18 protein-coding genes and 1 tRNA gene are annotated in these 18809 nt (G+C 72.5%); 12 read left to right on the top strand and 7 right to left on the bottom strand.

What is annotated here, in order from left to right:
* Positions 1-121: 121 nt before the first annotated feature.
* Genes HJG52_RS14945 through HJG52_RS14960 form a run of 4 tightly spaced genes read left to right on the top strand, consistent with a single transcriptional unit; the run spans position 122 to position 3069 of the window.
* Positions 122-1360 carry an acyl-CoA dehydrogenase family protein gene (locus HJG52_RS14945; RefSeq protein WP_171244408.1) on the top strand — a complete coding sequence of 413 codons (1239 nt, stop codon included), beginning with the start codon at positions 122-124 and terminating at the stop codon, positions 1358-1360.
* Positions 1357-2397, top strand: a complete 1041-nt coding sequence (locus HJG52_RS14950) for a phosphotransferase (RefSeq protein WP_171244409.1) — start codon at positions 1357-1359, stop codon at positions 2395-2397. The genes HJG52_RS14945 and HJG52_RS14950 overlap by 4 nt, the downstream gene beginning before the upstream one ends.
* 58 nt (positions 2398-2455) lie before the next feature.
* Positions 2456-2683 (top strand): type II toxin-antitoxin system prevent-host-death family antitoxin, encoded by a 228-nt coding sequence (locus HJG52_RS14955; RefSeq protein WP_171244410.1) that lies wholly within the window; start codon positions 2456-2458, stop codon positions 2681-2683.
* Positions 2680-3069 carry a PIN domain-containing protein gene (locus HJG52_RS14960; protein ID WP_171244411.1) on the top strand — a complete coding sequence of 130 codons (390 nt, stop codon included), beginning with the start codon at positions 2680-2682 and terminating at the stop codon, positions 3067-3069. Before HJG52_RS14955 ends, HJG52_RS14960 begins: the two co-directional genes overlap by 4 nt.
* Before the next feature lie 19 nt (positions 3070-3088).
* Here the strand turns inward: HJG52_RS14960 and HJG52_RS14965 are convergent, their stop codons facing one another.
* The 4 genes from HJG52_RS14965 to HJG52_RS14980 all read right to left on the bottom strand — a co-directional run bounded on the left by HJG52_RS14965 (position 3089) and on the right by HJG52_RS14980 (position 7823).
* Positions 3089-3385 (bottom strand): hypothetical protein, encoded by a 297-nt coding sequence (locus tag HJG52_RS14965; RefSeq protein ID WP_171244412.1) that lies wholly within the window; start codon positions 3383-3385, stop codon positions 3089-3091.
* Positions 3386-3479: 94 nt separating this feature from the next.
* A complete protein-coding gene (locus HJG52_RS14970; RefSeq protein ID WP_171244413.1) occupies positions 3480-4871 on the bottom strand; it encodes an FAD-dependent oxidoreductase in 1392 nt (463 codons plus the stop codon).
* 12 nt (positions 4872-4883) lie between these two features.
* The gene (locus tag HJG52_RS14975) at positions 4884-6323 is read right to left on the bottom strand and encodes an aspartate aminotransferase family protein (RefSeq protein ID WP_171244414.1); all 1440 of its coding nucleotides are present in this window, start codon (positions 6321-6323) and stop codon (positions 4884-4886) included.
* Positions 6324-6332: 9 nt separating this feature from the next.
* Entirely contained in the window at positions 6333-7823 is a 1491-nt protein-coding gene (locus HJG52_RS14980) for a CoA-acylating methylmalonate-semialdehyde dehydrogenase (protein WP_171244415.1), read from the bottom strand.
* Between the two features lie 61 nt (positions 7824-7884).
* Between HJG52_RS14980 and HJG52_RS14985 the strand changes: the two genes are divergently transcribed.
* Entirely contained in the window at positions 7885-9252 is a 1368-nt protein-coding gene (locus HJG52_RS14985; protein WP_346767762.1) for an aminotransferase-like domain-containing protein, read from the top strand.
* 351 nt (positions 9253-9603) lie between these two features.
* On the opposite strand, the gene HJG52_RS14990 is transcribed toward HJG52_RS14985, so the two are convergent.
* Positions 9604-9690: transfer RNA gene (locus HJG52_RS14990), tRNA-Ser, on the bottom strand.
* A gap of 108 nt (positions 9691-9798) precedes the next feature.
* Here HJG52_RS14990 and HJG52_RS14995 point away from each other — a divergent pair.
* The 5 genes from HJG52_RS14995 (at position 9799) to HJG52_RS21725 (ending at position 15785) form a co-directional block, all read left to right on the top strand.
* Entirely contained in the window at positions 9799-10131 is a 333-nt protein-coding gene (locus HJG52_RS14995) for a YtxH domain-containing protein (RefSeq protein WP_171244417.1), read from the top strand.
* 364 nt (positions 10132-10495) lie between these two features.
* Entirely contained in the window at positions 10496-12118 is a 1623-nt protein-coding gene (locus tag HJG52_RS15000) for a S8 family serine peptidase (RefSeq protein ID WP_171244418.1), read from the top strand.
* Entirely contained in the window at positions 12115-12699 is a 585-nt protein-coding gene (locus HJG52_RS15005; RefSeq protein WP_346767763.1) for an RNA polymerase sigma factor, read from the top strand. Before HJG52_RS15000 ends, HJG52_RS15005 begins: the two co-directional genes overlap by 4 nt.
* Before the next feature lies 1 nt (position 12700).
* Positions 12701-13180 carry a hypothetical protein gene (locus HJG52_RS15010; RefSeq protein ID WP_171244419.1) on the top strand — a complete coding sequence of 160 codons (480 nt, stop codon included), beginning with the start codon at positions 12701-12703 and terminating at the stop codon, positions 13178-13180.
* The gene (locus tag HJG52_RS21725) at positions 13143-15785 is read left to right on the top strand and encodes a CHAT domain-containing protein (RefSeq protein ID WP_171244420.1); all 2643 of its coding nucleotides are present in this window, start codon (positions 13143-13145) and stop codon (positions 15783-15785) included. Before HJG52_RS15010 ends, HJG52_RS21725 begins: the two co-directional genes overlap by 38 nt.
* Here HJG52_RS21725 and cysE read toward each other — a convergent pair.
* Together cysE and cysK are read right to left on the bottom strand one after the other, a co-directional pair.
* Positions 15746-16348: a serine O-acetyltransferase gene (gene cysE / locus HJG52_RS15020; RefSeq protein WP_171244421.1), complete on the bottom strand. Its 603-nt coding sequence runs from the start codon at positions 16346-16348 to the stop codon at positions 15746-15748. The two genes, HJG52_RS21725 and cysE, sit on opposite strands and share 40 nt — an antisense overlap.
* Positions 16349-16370: 22 nt before the next feature.
* Entirely contained in the window at positions 16371-17297 is a 927-nt protein-coding gene (gene cysK, locus HJG52_RS15025) for a cysteine synthase A (protein WP_171244422.1), read from the bottom strand.
* A 166-nt stretch (positions 17298-17463) separates the two neighbouring features.
* On the opposite strand from cysK, the gene HJG52_RS15030 reads away from it, so the two are divergent.
* Positions 17464-18204: a hypothetical protein gene (locus HJG52_RS15030; protein ID WP_171244423.1), complete on the top strand. Its 741-nt coding sequence runs from the start codon at positions 17464-17466 to the stop codon at positions 18202-18204.
* Positions 18201-18794, top strand: coding sequence for an RNA polymerase sigma factor (locus HJG52_RS15035; RefSeq protein ID WP_171244424.1), 594 nt, complete (start codon positions 18201-18203; stop codon positions 18792-18794). Before HJG52_RS15030 ends, HJG52_RS15035 begins: the two co-directional genes overlap by 4 nt.
* The last annotated feature ends 15 nt before the right edge of the window (positions 18795-18809 follow it).

An 18809-nucleotide genomic window follows, 5' to 3' on the forward strand; every position in this document is an offset into this window, starting at 1 on the left:
CCACGACGGGTGAGCGGGTGTTACGGAGGAGTTCAGGACTTGGTCAGTCTCCCGATCATCGAAATGCGCACGGACCCGCCTGAGCCGGTCGTGCCCCCGACCCGCTGGGTAGTGTCACGGCATGGCGTTCGACTTCAGCCTCAGCCCCGAGCTCGAGGAGCAGCGGCAACGCACGGCGCAGTTCGTGGCGACCGAGGTGATCCCGCTCGAGCAGCATGTGTTCCGCGACGGCATGACCGACGACCTGCGGCTGACGCTGCAGCGCAAGGCCAAGGACGCCGGCATCTTCGCGCCGCAGGCGCCGGCCGAGCTCGGTGGCGGTGGCTTCCGGTTCGACGAGGCCGGGGTGCTGCTCGAGGAGGCCGGCTACTCCCTGCTCGGGCCTCTCGCCCTCAACTGTGCGGCGCCGGACGAGGGCAACATCCACCTGCTGCACCAGACCGGGTCGGCCGAGCAGCAGGAGAAGTACCTGCGCCCATTGGTCGCCGGCGACGTGCGGTCGTGCTTCTCGATGACCGAGCCGCCCCCGGGCGCGGGCTCGGACCCCTCCGCCCTGCGCACGGTCGCGCGTCGCACCGACGGTGGCTGGGTGGTCAACGGGGACAAGTGGCTCATCACGGGTGCCGACGGGGCGGCATTCTCGATCGTCATGGCCCGCAACGTCGGTGACGACGCACCGGAGGGCGCGACCATGTTCCTCGTCGACGCGGACAACCCCGGTTTCGTCGTCGGCGAGCACCTCGACACCATCGACGCGACCGGCATCGGCGGGCACTGCCGCGTGACGATCACCGACTGCTTCGTGCCCGACGACCATGTGCTCGGCGAACCCGGACGCGGCTTCCAGAGCGCGCAGGTGCGCCTCGCCCCCGCGCGGCTCACGCACTGTATGCGGTGGCTGGGCGCGGCGCGTCGAGCGCACGACATCGCCCTGGAGCGGGCGGTGGGGCGTGAGCTCTTCGGCTCGCGGTTGGCCGACCTCGGCATGGCTCAGGCGCTCATCGCCGAGAACGAGGTCGACCTCGACGCCGCCCGGGCCGTGATCCGGCACGCGTCCTGGCAGATCGCCGAGGGCTCGCGCAGCAGCGAGGAGTCCTCGCGCGCCAAGGTCTTCGTGAGCGAGGCGGTATGCCGCGTGGTCGACCGGGCGGTCCAGCTCGCCGGTGGGATGGGGACGTCGGAGTCGCTGGTGCTCGGCCGGATCTACCGCGACATCAGGTCGTTCCGCATCTACGACGGCGCGACCGAGGTGCACAAGATGTCCCTGGCCCGGCGCGCGGCCGCACGGGCGGCCACGCGGCTCGAGGCCGGCGGGTCCGCGGTCGACGGGCCGCTCCCGCGCACGGGTGGCGCGTCGTGACGCAGCCGCAGGAGGTCCGCGGGCTGCCACGCGAGTCGTTCACCGCCTGGGCGCGCGAGGCACTGCCCGGGCTGGGCGACGACTGGCGCGCAGAGGTCATCGGCGGTGGGCTGTCCAACATCACGTACCGGCTGACCGGGGGTGACCGCAGCGTCATCGTGCGACGGCCTCCGACGGGCAAGCTGCTGCCGAGCGCGCACGACATGATGCGCGAGGCGAAGGTGCTCACCGCCCTGCAGGACACCGCGGTCCCGGTGCCCGAGGTGCTCGCGGTCTGCGCCGACGACACCGTGGCGGGTGCGCCCTTCTACGTCATGGCCGAGGTGCCGGGTGAAGTGCTCCGCGAACCGGAGGAAGCGGCATACCTCACTGCGGGGCAACGGAACTCGCTGGTCGACGCCCTCGTCGAGACGCTCGCTGCGATCCACGCCGTCGACCTGGACGCGACCGGGCTGCGCGACTTCGGCAAGCCCGCTGGCTACCTCGAGCGACAGGTGCGCCGCTGGTCCGGGCAGTGGGAGGCGAGCCGCACCCGTGAGCTGCCCGCGATGGACGAGCTGGTGCGACGCCTCCAGGAGGAGCGTCCGGCCGAGGGCGAGGTCACGCTCGTCCACGGCGACTTCCGCCACGACAACTGCCTGCTCGCGATCGAGGGATCGGCGGCCCCCCAGGTGGCAGCGGTCGTCGACTGGGAGCTGTCGACGCTCGGTGACCCACTGGCCGACCTCGCGACCTGGCTGACCTACTACACCGGTCGCGACGACGAGGGACAGCCGCTCATCGTTGGCGCGGGAGTGCCTGCGCTGGAAGGCTTTCCGTCGCCGGAGGAGGTCGCGAGCCGGTATGCCGCGGTGACCGGTCGCGACGTCAGCGGGCTTGCCTACTACCGGGCGTTCAGCGACTTCCGGCTCGCCGTCATCGCCGAGGGTGTGCATGCTCGCTACCTCGCCGGTCAGGCCGACGGCCCGGGGTACGGCCGGGCCGGGGCGTCCGTCCCCCTCATGGTCGACCGGGCCCTCTCCCACCTGGTCCGCTGAGGAAGGCATCAGGTGAGCGCGTTGACCAAGTTGGTTGACCAAGCCTAGCCTTGGACCTGTGCGGACGGTCAAGGTTCTTGAGGCGAAGACCCACCTGTCCGACCTGCTCCGGGAGGTCGAGGCGGGCGAGGAGGTTGTGATTGCGCGCGGCGACGTGCCAGTCGCCCGGTTGGTTGCCGTGGAGCCCGGGCCGCGCGAACTCGGATTTGTGAAGTGGACCGTCCCCGACGCCTTCTTCGACGAGCTGCCGCCCGATGAGCTTGCTGCCTGGGAACAGTCTGCGTGAACCTCCTGCTCGACACCCACGCACTGCTGTGGGCCCTCACTGAACCCAAACGACTGGGGCGTCGGGCCCGCAGAGCCCTGTCTGACCGGGACACGCAGCTCTGGGTTTCCGACGCCTCTGCGTGGGAAGTCGCGACCAAGCACCGGCTGGGCAAGCTGCCTGGTGCACAGGCCGTTACTGCCTCGTGGTTCGAGCACCTGGGCAGGCTCAAGGCCAAGGAGCTGCCGATCACGGGCAGACATGCACTGTTCGCCGGCTCCCTGGACTGGGACCACCGCGACCCCTTCGATCGGATGCTGGCCGCTCAGTCGCTGACGGAGACCATGACCCTCGTGACGAAGGACCCTGCCTTCTCCAGCGCGCCGGGCGTCGACGTTCTCTGGTGAAGGGCCTGTGGGCGCACGCTCAGGTCAAGTCGCGGTGGGCGGCCCACAGTCGGGCGGCTTGGTCAGCAGCCGCGGCGACGAGCTCGGCGAGGTCCGGGCGGTCGGGCACCCGGAAGGACGTGTAGCCGCCGCGGCCGCCGGCTACGGGGCGCCCGTAGGCCTTGGCGGCGAGCCGCCCGTCGGGCAGCAGCCGGACGTTGAGGGTGGTCAGCACGTACTCGACGTCACGGCGGGTGTCGTTCCACTGCAATGGTTCCGGGATGTCGACGTTGATCGCGAGCGCGCCGACGCTCACGTCGGGCGGGGAGTCGGCCATGCCAGCATCGTGGCACGACGCCCGAGCACCTGCGCGCTGCTTGCCATCGTTCGCGCACCTGCAGGAGCGCGACTCGTGGCGAAGTGCGCGAACGTCAGGAGTCGAAGCCGAGACCGGCCGCGTCGAGCGCCTTCAGCCACAGGTTGCGCCGGCCACCGTTCTCGTCGGCCCGCGCCATCGACCACTTGGTGAGCTCGATCCCGGCCCACGCCAACGGTTCCGGCGGGAACGGCAGCGGGGTCTGGCGCACCAGGTCGAGCCGCGTGCGCTCGGTGTCGCGCCCGTCGAGCAGGTCGAGCATGACCTGCGCCCCGAACCTCGTGGCGCCGACCCCGAGGCCGGTGTAGCCGAGCGCGTAGGCGACCCGGCCACCCAGCGCTGTGCCGTAGAACGCGCAGAACCGGGTGCAGGTGTCGATGGCGCCACCCCAGCGGTGGGTGAACCGCAGGCCGTCGAGCTGGGGAAAGGTCGTGAAGAAGTGTTCGGCGAGGGTGTCGAACGTCTGGGGCCGCTGGTCGAGCGACGGTCCCATGCGACGGCCGTAGTGGTAGATCGCGTCGTAGCCGCCCCACAGGATCCGGTTGTCCGCCGTGAGCCGGTAGTAGTGGAACTGGTTGCCCATGTCCCCCACGCCGGCCCGGCTGGCCCAGCCGAGTGCATCGAGCTGGCCGTCGTTCAGCGGCTCGGTCATGAGGGCGTAGTCGTAGACCGGGACCGTGTAAAGGCGTAACCGGGCCAACAGGGACGGGAACGCGTTGGTGCCCAAGGCGACTCGCGCCGCGCGGACGCTCGCGCCGTCGAGGGTCGACACCTCGACCGCACCGCCCACGACGTCGAGTCCGGTCACCCGCACCCCTTCGGCGACGCGCACCCCGACCGACTCGCACGCCCGGGCGAGCCCCCAGGCCAACCGGGCCGGGTCGACGATGGCGGTGTCGTCCGGGTCGTAGACGCCACCCAGGTAGGTCGGTGAGTCCAGGTGCTCGCGCACCGCATCCCGGTCGAGCCGCTCGCCCGACAGCTCGTCGAGCCACGCCACCTGGTGCGGCTCCGTGGCGACCGACAGCTCACCGGACCGCCTGAAGTCACAGTCGATCCCGTGTCTGGACAACGTCTCCTCGATCGCGTCGAGGTTGGCCCGCCCGAGCCGCGCCAGGGCGGCATACTCCTGCGGCCATCGGGCCATCCCGTTGGCCTCGCCGTGCGTGAGGCTCGCCGAGCAGAAGCCGCCGTTGCGGCCGGAGGCCGCCCACCCGACCGTGTTGGCCTCGAGCAGCAGCACGTCCACGCCGGGGTCGGCCTCCTTGGCGAGCAACGCGGTCCAGAGACCGGTGTAGCCACCGCCGACGACGACGAGGTCGGCACTGTCGCGTCGCCCGTCCAGCCCGGGGCGCGGCGCGGGGCGCTCAGGTGAGTCCAGCCAGAACACCCGCGGCTCGGCGTCACGCAGCGACGGATGGGTGGTGCGACTGCTCGGGCTCGCCACGACGGCTCTCGCTCAGGCGGCGCCCGTGGTGAACCCGTCGGCCACCTCGAGCGCCTCGTCGAGGATGGCCAGCCCCTCGCGCACCTCGTCGGCCGTGGTGGTGCACGGCGGCACGACGTGGGTGCGGTTGAAGTGGGTGAAGGGCCACAGGCCGCGTTGCTTGCAGGCGGCGGCGAAGTCGTTCATCGGCTTGGCGTCCGCACCGCTGGCGTTGTAGGGGACGAGCGGCTCACGAGTTCCCTTGTCCCGCACCAGCTCTACGGCCCAGAAGACGCCGAGGCCGCGCACCTCGCCGACGCTCGGATGGCGGTCGGCGAGCTCGCGCAGGCCAGGGCCGATGACCTCGGCGCCGAGCGAGCGGGCGTGCTCGATGATGCCTTCGTCCTTGAAGATCTCGATCGACGCGACGGCCGACGCGCAGGCCAGCGGGTGGCCCGAGTAGGTCAGCCCGCCGGGGTAGGGCCGGTCGTCGAAGGTCTGCGCGATGCGCTCGGAGATGACCACTCCCCCGAGCGGCACGTAGCCGCTGTTGACGCCCTTGGCGAAGCAGATGAGGTCGGGCGTGACGCCCCAGTGGTCGATCGCGAACCACTCGCCGCAGCGCGCGAAGCCCGACATGACCTCGTCGGCAATCATGACGATGCCGTGCTCGTCGCAGATCGCACGCACCCCCTCGAGGTAGCCCGGCGGCGGGACGAGGATGCCGTTGGTGCCGACGACCGACTCGAGGATGATCGCCGCGATGGTGTGTGCGCCCTCGACCATGAGCAGGTCGCGCAGGTGCTGCAGGGCGCGCTCGGTCTCCTCCTGCTCGGTGGTGGCGTGGAACGCCGAGCGGTAGAGGTACGGCCCCCAGTAGTGGACGACGCCGGGCACGCCCGGTTCGCTGGGCCAGCGACGCGGGTCACCGGTGAGCGTGATCGACCCGGCCGTGGCGCCGTGATAGCTGCGGTATGCCGCGAGGACCTTCTGGCGACCCGTGTGCAGCCGAGCCATGCGGATGGCGTTCTCGGTCGCCTCCGCGCCGCCGTTCGTGAAGAAGACCCGGTTGAGGTCGCCGGGGGCGAGCTCGGCGATGAGGCGCGCCGCCTCGGAGCGGGCGTCGTTCGCGAACGGCGGCCCGATCGTGGTGAGGCGGCCGGCCTGCTCCTGGATCGCGGCGACAAGCTTCGGGTGCTGGTAGCCGATGTTGACGTTGACCAGCTGGCTGGAGAAGTCGAGGTAGCGCCTGCCCTCGTAGTCGGTGAAGTGCGACCCCTGCGCGGACGCGATGGGCAGCGGGTCGATCTGCGCCTGTGCCGACCAGGAGTGGAACACGTGCGCCCGGTCGTCGCGGCGCACGCGCGCCTCGTCGGCGCTGGTGACGGCCGCCAACGGTGACGCCGCGGCATACCCATCGCTGTCTGTCGCCGTCGGATGCGTTGCGGCGGAGGGAGATTCGGTCGTCGTCATGGCCACTCCTCAGCGGGTGCGCGGGAAGCCGAGGTCGACGGAAGAGGTGGCCGGGTCGGGCCACCGCTGCGTCACGACCTTGCCGCGCGTGTAGAAGCTGATGCCCTCCGGACCGTACATATGGGTGTCTCCGAAGAGCGAGTCCTTCCAGCCGCCGAAGGAGTAGTAGGCGACCGGCACGGGGATCGGCACGTTGATGCCGACCATGCCGACCTCGACGTCGTACTGGAAGCGCCGGGCGGCCCCGCCGTCGCGGGTGAAGATCGCGGTGCCGTTGGCGTACTGGTTGGCGTTGATGAGCGCCAGGCCCTCGTCGTAGGTGTCGACCCGCACGACCGACAGCACGGGGCCGAAGATCTCGTCGGTGTAGACGGTCATCTCCGGCGTCACGTGGTCGAGCAGCGTCGTGCCGAGGAAGAAGCCCTCCTGCGGGTGGTCACCCGTGCGCCCGTCGACGACCACCGACGCACCCGCGGCCTCACCCGCCTCGACGTAACCGGCCACCTTGTCGCGGTGCTCGGCCGTGATGAGCGGCCCCATGTCCGTGTCGGGGTCAGCGCCGTTGCCGACGGTGAGCTTGGGCAGCCGGGCGGCGATGGCGTCGACGAGCGGCTCGGCGACGTCGCCCACCGCGACCGCCACCGACAGGGCCATGCAGCGTTCGCCCGCTGCGCCGTATGCCGCGGACACCACGGCGTCGGCGGCCATGTCGACGTCGGCGTCGGGCAGCACCAGCGCGTGGTTCTTCGCGCCACCGAGGGCCTGCACCCGCTTGCCGGCGGCGGTGCCCCGCTCGTAGATGTACTTGGCGATCGGGGTCGACCCGACGAAGCTCACCGCAGCGATGCCCGGGTGGTCGAGGATCGCGTCGACGGCGACCTTGTCGCCCTGGACGACGGTGAAGACACCGTCGGGCAGACCGGCCTCCTGCCACAGCCGGGCGAGGAAGAGCGCAGCCGACGGGTCCTTCTCGGACGGCTTGAGGACGAACGCGTTTCCGCACGCGATCGCGTTGGCGCACATCCACAGCGGCACCATCGCCGGGAAGTTGAACGGCGTGATGCCGGCGACGACGCCGAGCGGCTGGCGCATGTTGTAGACGTCGACACCCGTCGCGGCCTGCTCGCTGAACCCACCCTTGAGCAGGGCCGGCACACCGGTCGCGAACTCGACGTTCTCCAGGCCGCGGGCGATCTCGCCGGCCGCATCGGAGAGCACCTTGCCGTGCTCGGCGGTGATGATCGCCGCGAGCTCGTCGGTGCGCTGGTGCAGCAGCTCGCGGAAGGCGAACAGCACGGCCGACCGCTGCGACAACGACGCGTGCCGCCACTCGGCGGCGGCAGCGGTCGCGCTCGCCACCGCGGCCTCGACCTCCTGCACCGACGCGAGGTCGACCTCGGCCGTGCGCTGGCCCGTCGCCGGGTTGAAGACGGGGGCGGTGCGACCGGAGGTGCCGTCGACGGCGCGGCCGTCGACCCAGTGGGTGATGCGCTGGCTCATGCTCGCCACCATACGAGCGGAATTGGTGTCACACAATCGTCTGATTGATACAGTACAAACCGTGAAGGCGCTCTTGTCGGCCATCGAGCAACGGCTCGACGAGCCCACGACCAAGGGCCTGGCCCACGCCGTCTCGGCCACGATCCGGGCCGGCGACCTCGGCCCGGGCGACCGGCTGCCACCCATTCGCACCGTGGCCGCAGAGCTCGGCCTCTCCCCCACGACCGTCAGCGCCGCGTGGGCCCTCCTGCGGCGCTCCGGCACCGTGGCGACGGACGGCCGCCGCGGCACCACAATCCTCGACACCCGCGGCCGGACCGAACCGGGCACCACCCGCTACCGCCAGGCCCTCGACCACCGCGGCATCGCCCTCGACCTGTCGACCGGCGTCCCAGACCCGGCCCTCCTGCCAGACCTACGGGCCGCGCTGCGAGCCGTGACCGCGGCCGCCCCCACCGGCAGCTACCTCGACGACCCGCTGCTGCCCGAGCTCGCGGACATCCTGCGCTCGGACTGGCCCGTCCGCGACGCCCAGCTCACCGTCGTGGACGGGGCGATGGACGCCCTCGACCTGGTGGCCCGGTCGTTGCTCGGCTTCGGCGACCGCGTGGTCGTCGAGGACCCGGGCTTCCCGCCCCTGCTCGACCTGCTCGAGTCGCTCGGGGTCGAGGTGGTCGGTGTCCCCGTCGACGACGAGGGGCTCGAACTGGACGGCCTACGCGCGACGCTCGCACGCGGCATACGCGCCGTCTTTGTCCAGCCACGCGCCCAGAACCCCACCGGCGTCACGATGAGCCGCCGCCGCGCGAAGTCCATCGCCGACCTCCTCGCCGGGACGGATTGCCTTGTGGTGGAAGACGATTCGGCCTACGGCCTGTCTCAGTCGCCACTCGTCAGCGTCGGCCGCTGGCTGCCGGAACGCACCGTGCACATCCGATCCTTCTCCAAGGCCTACGGACCCGACCTTCGCCTCGCCGCCCTGGGAGCGCCCGCCGAGGTGCACCGGGCGATCAGCCTGCGCCGCCAGCTGGGACAGGGGTGGTCGAGCCGCCTGCTCCAGCAGGTGCTCGTGTCGTTGCTGACGCGCGAGCCGTCACGACGGGCCGTGGCCAAGGCGAGCCAGACGTATGCCGCTCGGCGAGCCCAGTTCGTCCGTCGCCTCCGCGAGCACGGCGTCGGCGTCGGTGGCGTCGAGGGGCTCAACGTGTGGGTGCCCGTGGTCGACGAGACCGCTGCCGTGGTGCGGCTGGCGAGCCTGGGGGTCGGGGTCGCGGCCGGCTCGCCCTTCCGAGTCGCACGGAGCACCGACCCGGTGGGTGGGCACGTGCGGGTCACCGTGGGCGCCGTGCCGAAGGACCGCGCCGCCGAGCTCGCGGACCTCGTCGCGGCTGCCGCGCGGCCCCTCGGTTCGAGCCGGCTGGCCCGCTGACTCCGGCCGTCGCAGACGAGCTCTCCCGAGCGGCACGAAGGCCGGGCTGCAGGGTTGCCCGGCCTTCGGCCCGCCACCATCAGGTGGACGTTCCATGTTGCACGTTCAAGCCTAGGGGCCCACCCACCGGCGGCGCTCCCACATTTGGCGGACTTTCATCGTGGATGTGGGCGGAAGCGCCCGGATCCTGCCGCTTGCTCCCCATTTCCCGCGACTCAGTGCCTCCAGAATCGCCCGGCGGAGGGCGTGGGAACCGTCGCGGCTCGTTCCTCGCCGCTCCTCCGAATCCCGCCTGCTCAATGTGCGAGAACCGACGGGACCTCGTTCCTCGGCCCCATCGAACCTCGCACGCGGAGGGCGTGGGATTCGAACCCACGATGACGTTGCCGCCATAGCGGTTTTCAAGACCGCCGCACTAGGCCACTATGCGAGCCCTCCTCGGCCACCCGGCATACCGCCCGCGACCGGAGACCAACGGTAGCGCGGCCTGCGAGCCGCCAAAGCCCCGGTTAGGGTCGAAAGGAAACCCACCAGGAGGTCCATCCCATGAGCAAGCTGTCCTTCCTCGTCGGCATGGCCGCGGGCTACGTGCTCGGCGCCAAGGCCGGCCGCAAGCGGTACGAGCAGATCCGCACCCGCGCCGACCAGCTCTGGTCCAGCGGACCCGTGCAGGCCCGCGTCGACACCGTCAAGCAGACCGTCAAGGACCAGGCGCCGGCCGTCGCCGCCAAGCTCGGCGACGTCGCCAAGTCCGCCGCCACCAGCGCCGGCGACCGCATCAAGGGCGAGGACCTGCCCGAGACCATCCACCGCGGCACCGACGGACGCCTCCACGCCGACACCACCGGGTTCGGCCCCGGGCCCGGCAAGCTGCCCTGACCCGCGCGAGGGCGCGCACCCGCGGCATACCCGCACGCACGAGAGGGCGGTGCGACCCACCCCCGTCGGTCGCACCGCCCGTCGTCCCCTGCCTGCCCCATGGGGGGCCTTGGCGGCAGCACGCCCCCGTGCGCTTCCACCACTACCGGTGACACCCCTGGCGGCCACCGGCGTCTTCCTCGTCCCCCGACCAGGCTGACACCCGACAAGAGCGCCCGGCCACGCGCCTGATACATCCGGAACCAGAAAAAAATTCCGGCACTCTTCGCGTATCACCCGGCCGCTCGGATTCTCCTGTCCTGCAAGAGCAGGTCCCTCACTACGCTGACCTCACCGCGTCGTCGGCGTGACCTCAGGAGCATCCATGGCAACAACGCCCACCTCTGGACCCGGCGACCAGGTCCGCCGCACAGCGGTGCCCTTCTCACCGCAGGCCCTGCAGGAGGTCGGCGCGCGCACCCTCGACCCGGTGACGGCCCCGCGGCTGGGCGACCAGACCGAGCTGCGCGCCACCGCCTACGTCGGCAACGAGCTGCTCGTGGCCGGGCTGCCCTCGGGGTCGGCGGGGCCCGTGGTCGAAGCCCTGCGCGAGGCACTCGTCGACCGTGACGGTCAGCCGACCGCGGTGGTCGAGGTCAACGAACGCGACGTCGCGGCCGAGCGCGTGATCCGCGAGGTGGGCCTGCCGTCGGTGACGGCCGTGGCGGAGCGGGTCTGGGTCACCCGGGTGCGACTGCTGCCGGTCGCCGAGGCCGAACCGCAGGTCGACGCCTTCGAGGCGCTGCAACGCCTCAAGTCCACCCGCGCCGACACGTCGACCAGCGCCAGCCTCAACCACGTCGTCGGTGCCGGGGCGAACTTCCGCGGCACCGCCGTGCCAGGCGACCTCGGTGGTGTCGGGTTCTGGGGAGGCCACGGCGGGGGCGTGGGTTTCTGGGGCGGGCACGGCTTCTGGGGTGGTCACGGAGGACCCGGCGAGTATGCCGCGCCGGGCTTCGGCGGGCGGATGCCGGTCGCGTGGCCGGGCATCGACCCGTGCACCAACGCGCCCAAGCTGGGCCGGCACCCCGTGGTCGCAGTGCCCGATACCGGTCTGGGCCAGCACCCGTGGTTCGAGCCGGGCAAGCGGGCCGCGCTCGCCGCACCGTGGCACGGACTGCCGCTGGCCGCGCCGGGTCTCGGCAACCCCGACGGCAGCCTGGCCATCGACGCCATGACCGGTGCCCTCGAGCCGCTCGCCGGCCACGGCACCTTCATCGCCGGCCTGATCCGGCAGGGCTGCCCCGAGGCGTCGATCCTCGCGCTGCCCGTCATGCGCGCGAGCGGGTCGGTCGTCGAGGGCGACCTGCACGAGGTGCTCAGCCTGCTGCTGCTGCGCCACGTCGAGGGCCAGGAGCGCCGCGCACCCGAGCTCGTGATCGACGTGCTCAGCCTGTCACTCGGCTACTACCACGAGAGCCCGGCCGACGAGATCACCGATCGGCAGTTCCGCAACCTCATCGCCGAGTTCGTCGACCGCGGTGTCGTCGTGGTGGCCGCCGCCGGCAACGACAGCACCGAGGAGCGGCTCTTCCCGGCGGGCTTCACCGAGCCGGTGCAGGGCGAGCCCGGCCTGCCGATCGCCGCCGTGGGGTCGCTCAACACCTCGCCGTCGACGGTGGCCCTCTTCTCCAACGCGGGCACCTGGGTCAACGCCTACCGGCCAGGAGCGGCCGTGGTCAGCACGATGCCCACCAACTTCCAGGGGCCGGGCGGAGCCAGCACCCAGGTGCCTGCCGGGGCCGCACGCGCCCGGGCCACCATCGACCCCGACGACTACAGCTCCGGCTTCGGCGTCTGGAGCGGCACCTCCTTCGCGGCGCCGGTCCTGGCTGCGGAGGTCGCGGCCGCCCTCGCCGCCGAGCGCAGCGTGGGCACGGTCTCCGTGGCGTCGATGCGACGCCGCGCCGAGAAGGCCCTGAGCAAGACACTGGAGGTGAAGCCGTGAGCACCGACGCCACCCCCGTCTCGCTGGCCACGCGCGCGGCAGCCGCGTTCGCGGCATACCGGGCCGGTCACGAGGAGCGCATGGACGACCTCGTCGAGCTCCTCACCCCCATCCTGTGGCACACCGCCCGCGCCCAGCGCGCGGACGCCGCCACCGCCGAGGACGTCGTGCAGACGGCGTGGGTGCGGCTCGTCGAGCGCAGCGACAGCATCAGCGAGCCGCAGGCGGTGCTCCAGTGGCTCATCACCACGGTGCGCCGCGAGGCGTGGCAGGTGGTGCGTCGGGCCGACCGGGTGCGGCCCGACGAGGACGTGCTCGACCAGGCCGCCCCGGACGGCGACCCAGGGCCCGAGCGGTCGGCCCTGCTGACCGAGCAGCAACGCCTGCTCTGGCAGCACGTCGAACAGCTCTCCGCTCGCTGCCGCGAGATCCTGCGCGTCATCGCCTTCGCCGAACGACCCGACTACGCCGCCGTGGCCAGCGCGCTCGGCATGCCGGTCGGCAGCATCGGCCCCACTCGAGGACGGTGCCTGCACAAGCTGCGCACCAGCCTTCCCTCCGACCTGCGCTGGACGGTGTGAGATGAACGCTTCGGACATCGGCCCCCTCGACGACCTCGACGTCGAGCTGCTGCACGAGCTGCGCCAGGCCTGGTCGGTGGAGGACCCCGTGCCGACGGGTCTGGCCGAACGGGTCAAGTTCGCCATCACGCTGCACGGCCTCGAGGCCGAGCTGGCCGAGCTCACCAGCGCCTCGCTCGTGCTGACGCGGTCGGATGCCGAGGTCGCGCGCCCGGAGTCGATCACCTTCGCCAGCTCGCGCGCCGACGTGCTCGTCAACGTCTCCGACGAGACGGCGACGACGGTGCGCATCGACGGCTGGGTGACGGCCCCGGGTGCGGTCGTGCAGCTCCACTCCGCCTCCGGTGACGCGCGGACGACGGCCGACGACACGGGCCGGTTCACCTTCACGGCGGTCGACCGCGGCATGATCAGGTTCATGCTGTGGCCCGACGGCGACCGCGGTGAGCGGCCCGTGGTCACCCCCACCATCGACGTCTGAGGAGGCGGCCGACACGCCTGGCGCAGACCCGGCCCACGCCGAGCTGTGGGGCCTCTACGAGCGCGGCGTCGCGGCCAACGACGCCGGGCGACCCCGCGCTGCGCGACGGGCCCTGGGCTCGGCGCGAGCGCGTCTGGCCGAGCGCGACCTCGACGAAGCGGGCCGACGGCTGCTGGTGCGGGTGCGGTTGGCGCAGGCGCTCGCCGAGTTCGAGCTGCATGGGCTGGCGACCGCGCAGCAGACCCTTGGGGTGGCGGCCGCGGAGGCCACCGACCTGGGTGACGCGGAGCTCGTCGCGCTCACTCACTCCCAGCTCGCCATGGCCCGCGGTCGTTCGGGCGACCTGCCCGGTGCCCTCACCGAGCTCGACCACGCGGTCCGGCTGCTGCACCGGTTGCAGCCGCGCGACCAGTGGGTGGTGCACCTCAACCGCGGGATGGTGCGCAGCCTGCTGCTCGACGTGCCCGGGGCGCGACGTGACTTCGAGCGCGCCCTCGCGGTCGCCCGCGCGGCCGACCTCGCGCCACAGACCTACATGGCGATGCACAACCTCGGGTATGCCGCGTACCTCGCCGGCGACCTGCCCCTCGCCCTTCGTCTCATGGGCGAGGCCGATGCCGTGCCGGTCGAGGTGTCGCGGGCGGTGCCGTACCTCGACCGGGGCCGGGTGCTGCTCGAGGCGGGACTCGTCAGCGAGGCTGAGGCGGTACTGGGGCGCGCCCTCGACCTGTGCGTCGACCGCGGTCAGTGGCAGGTGCGCGGCGAGATCGAGCTGGAGCTCGCGCGCGCCCGTGCAGCCCTGGGGCTGGTGGCACCCGCCCGGGCCCTGACCCGTCGCGCCGAGGCGGTGTTCCGGCGGCGCGGTGCCCCGCTGTGGGCCCACCGCGCCCACCTGCTCACCCTCGGCATGACCCTCCAACAGGGCCGATCCGCCTCGTGGGTGGCGACGACGGGCGCGCGGCTCGCCGAGCAGGGGCGCTCGGCCGGGGACGACGCGCTCGAGGCCCACGCCTCGCTGCTGGCCGCCCGGGCCGAGCTCGCCACCGGCAACGCGGCGCTCGCGGCGCACCACCTGGCCCGATGCTCGTCGCTGCGCCGGGGCGCGTCGTTGTCCACCCGGCTCCAGCTCGCCCTGGTGGAGGCCGACCTCGCCGGGCGCGCGGGCGACACCCGGCGGTTCCGCGCCGTCCTGACCCGCGCCGCTCGGGACCTGCACCTCGAGGCGGCCCGGTCGGCCAGCATCGACCTGCGCACCGCCAGGTCGGTGCACGGCACCGCACTCGCCGAGCTCGACCTGGCCCACGCGGCGACGCGCGGGCCGGCCGCCGTGCTCGCCTGCACGGAGCGGTGGCGGGCCGCCACCTCTCGGATGCCTGCGATCGTCCCGCCCGCCGACGAGGAACTGGCCGCACTGTTGGCCCAGCTGCGCGCCACCGGCCGGCAGGTGATCGACAGCCCCGACCCCAACCCGCGCGAGCTGCGCGCCCAGGAAGCCCGGCTGCGGCAGGCCGTTCGCGAGCGCGAGTGGCAGCTCCAGTCGGCGGTCGCGGCGGACACCCGGACGCCACGTCGCCCACCGACGATGCGGGCGGCGCGGCTGGCGCAGCTGCGGTCGGCCCTGGCCGAGCGCGAGACCGACCTCGTGTCGTTCTTCGCGCGCGGCCGCGAGTTGCACGTCGCGACGCTGGTGCGCGGCCGGGCCGGCGTGCGCCGCGTCGGCACCCTCGCCGAGGTCACCGAGCTGAGCCAGCGGGTCCACGCCGACCTCCAGGCCCTGTCGGCGCACGGTGAAGGCCCCTTGGGCGCCGCCGTGCGATCCTCCCTCGTCAAGGGGGTGGCTGCACTCGACGCGTCGCTCCTGGCGGAGGTGCGCAGCAGCGACCGGGCACTGGTCGTGGTGCCGACCCTCGCGGTCTCGCTCGTGCCGTGGGGCCTGCTGCCGAGCCGGCGCGGCGCCCCCACCACGGTGGCCCCCTCCGGCACCGCCTGGCACGCGGGGGCGGTGATCGTCGACGAACCGCGCGTGGGTGTCGTCGTGGGGCCGGGCCTGCCCGAGGCGGTCGAGGAGGGGCGCGATGTTGCTGGCGCGTGGCACGCGCCAGCGCCGGCCGGTGCCGGCACCACGGCCGACCTCCAGGCAGCCCTCGCCGGCGGCGACCTCGTGCACATCGCCGCCCACGGCCGGCACGAACCGCAGAGCCCGCTCTTCTCCTCGGTACGCCTCACCGACGGCACGGTGGTCGCGCACGAGCTCGTCAACCAGGGCACGACTGCCTCGCACGTCGTGCTGTCGGCGTGCGACGTCGGCCGGTCGACCCTGGCACCGGGCGACGAACCGCTCGGTCTCGCGGCCGCGCTGCTCCAGCTGGGCGTGGCCTCGGTCGTGGCGGCGGTATGCCGCGTGCCGGACGACGTGGCGCGGCGCACCATGGCCGGGTACCACCGCCGGCTGGCCGAGGGTCTCGAGGCCTCCGTGGCCCTGGCCGCGGCCACCGACTCCGGCGACCTGCTCGCCGGAGCGTTCACCGTGGTCGGCTCACCGACCCGCCTGGTCCGGTCGCCCGGTCAGATCCAGAGCGCCGGGTCGCGGAACATCGCCTCATAAGGGTCCTCGGCCGGACGGTCGGGAAAGCGGACGGTCGCCGGGATGCCCGTGGCAATCGCGCCAGACGGAACGTCTTTCACCACAACGGAATTGGCGCCGATCTGCACATCGTCACCGATGTAGACGGGACCGAGGACGCGGGCACCGGCGCCGATGGTCACGCGCGACCCGACCGTCGGGTGGCGCTTGACGCGCTCGAGCGAACGGCCACCCAGCGTCACCCCGTGGTAGAGCATCACGTCGTCACCGACCTCGGCGGTCTCGCCGATGACGACCCCCATGCCGTGGTCGATGAAGAACCGGCGGCCGATCCGTGCGGCCGGGTGGATCTCGACGCCCGTGACCGACCGGGTGAACGTCATCAGCAGACGCGCCGCCACGGCATACAACCCTCCGCGCAACCACAGGCGGTGCGCGAGCCGGTAGGCCCAGATGGCGTGCAGGCCGGGGCTGTTGAGGAACACGTCGACCCGCGAGCGCGCCGCCGGGTCGCGCACGATCGCGGCGTCGAGGTCGTCGACGATGCGCGACCGGGCGCGGCTGGCGTGGAAGGCGAGGGTCATCGGATTCCGTTGTCTCCCAATGTCAGTCGAGCAGGTCGGAGAAGAGGATCGTCGACAGGTAGCGCTCACCGAAGCTCGGGATGACGACCACGATGGTCTTGCCAGCGTTCTCGGGGCGACGGGCGACCTGGTCCGCCGCGGCTAGCGCAGCGCCGGACGAGATGCCCACGAGCAGGCCCTCCTCCTTGGCAGCCCGGCGCGCCCACTCGACGGCGGTGTCGGCGTTGACGTCGATGACCTCGTCGTAGATGTCGCGGTCGAGGATCTCGGGCACAAAGTTCGCGCCGATGCCCTGGATCTTGTGCGGTCCGGGCTGCCCACCGTTGAGGATCGGCGACTCCTCGGGCTCGACGGCGACGAGCTGCACGTCGGGCTTGCGCGACTTGAGCACCTGCCCGACACCGGTGATGGTGCCGCCGGTCCCGATGCCGGCGACGACGATGTCGACCTGGCCGTCGGTGTCCTTCCAGATCTCCTCGGCGGTGGTCTGGCGGTGGATCTCGGGGTTGGCCTCGTTGGCGAACTGGCGGGCCAGCACCCCACCCCGCTCGGCCGCGATCTCGTCAGCCTTGTCGACGGCGCCCTTCATGCCGAGGGCCCCCTCGGTGAGGACCAGCTCGGCGCCGTAGGCCCGCAGCAGCGCCCGGCGCTCCTTGCTCATGGTCTCGGGCATGGTGAGGACGACGTTGTAGCCGCGGGCCGCGCCGACCATGGCGAGGGCGATGCCGGTGTTGCCCGAGGTGGCCTCGACGATGGTTCCGCCCGGCTTGAGCTCGCCCGACTTCTCGGCGGCGTCGACGATGGCGACGCCGATGCGGTCCTTGACCGAGCTCGCCGGGTTGTAGAACTCGAGCTTGGCCGCGACGGTCGCGTCGCTGTCGATGAGTCGGTTGATCCGCACCAGCGGGGTGTTGCCGATGAGCTGGGTGACGTCGTCGTAGATGGGCATTGCTTTCCTCGATCGGTATGCCGCGTGGTCGCGGGTGCTGGGTCGCCCGGTAGAGCGAACCTGACGTTATGCCTATTCCAACAGATCGTTATGTGTGGGCGCAACGCCGTCCCGGGAGGTGGGCCGTCCGGCCACTCAAGCGAGCAGGCGGTGTCACACTTCCGGCGTGGGCGGACACGACGGGGGTATGGACACCTCACCGACCCCCACCACCGACGACGCGGTCGGCGCGCTGCTCACCGCCGCCGCGCCGCCCACCCCACCGATCGCGACCGAGCGAGCTGCCGGACTCGCCCGCGCCGTGGCCCAGGACGTCGTCGAGTCCGACCGCACGCTTGCCGGCCGGGCGCGTCGCCTGCGTCGCCGGCACAAGGTCGCCGCAGCCGGCGCCGCGGCCGCCATCGTCCTGGTCCCCACGGGCGCCTGGGCAGCCGAGCACTTCCTCGCCCAGACCGGCCGGTTCGGCAACCCGGTGGCCAACCCGGACTTCGAGGACCGCTCCGAGTTCATCAACCTGTGCGCCAAGGACTTCCCCGCCTACGTCCGCACGCTGGCCCCGACCGACCTCCCGGCTGCGCCGGGCAAGACGTGGGACGGGTATGCCGCGGGGCTGGCCGAGCAGTGGGCCGCCGGTGCGGGGTGCGCGCCGTCGGCGCAGGCGGACATGCAGTCGACCAGCCTGCGGCTCGACCTGCTCGCCGCGGCCAGCGCAGACTGGGGCTGCGCGCTCGTCTGGGCCACCGAGGACGGCAGGACCGCGCAGGCCCGCACCGCCCGCACCGCCATGCTCGACCTCGATGCCGCAGCCCGACGGCTGGCCACGATCGAGGGGTCGGTCGGCACCCAGGACCCCGACACCTTCCTCGCCAACAGCAGGCTGCCGCAGTGGGTCGGGTGCCCGCGATGAGTTCGAGCCCGACGACGGCAACCCCGGCCGAGCGCCGACTCGAGGAGCTCGCGAGCGCCCACGGGCCGCGGGTCCTGGCCTACCTCGCCCGGCGCACCGACCCGCCTGCCGATGCCGCCGACGTCCTCCAGGAAGTGCTCACAACCGCCTGGCGCAAGATCCACCACGCGCCCGACGACCCCGACCACGCGATCGCCTGGCTGCTGGCCATCGCCCGCCGCGCGAGCGCCAACCACCGCCGGTCAGCCCACCGGCGGCACGCGGCGACGCAGCGACTGCGAGCCGAGCTCGCGGCATACCCTCCGCTCGCGCAGCCGACAGACCCGGGCGGCTACGCACACGACGACGTCCGCACGGCCCTCGCCACGCTCGGCGACGGCGACCGCGAGCTGCTGGAGCTGACCTACTGGGACGGGCTGACGGGCGAACAGGTCGCCACGGTCGTCGGCGCGAGCCCGCCCGCCACCCGCAAACGGATCCAGCGAGCGCGCGACCGGCTGGCGGCGGCGCTGGCCGATGAGCGGGCCACCCCACCCGTCGACCAGGCACGCAGCACCCCGACGCGAGGTGCGGTGAGCGTCACAACCTAGGTGAGCGGGCGCTTA

This window comes from Knoellia koreensis (assembly GCF_013041615.1).
GTDB classification, from domain to species: domain Bacteria; phylum Actinomycetota; class Actinomycetes; order Actinomycetales; family Dermatophilaceae; genus Pedococcus; species Pedococcus koreensis.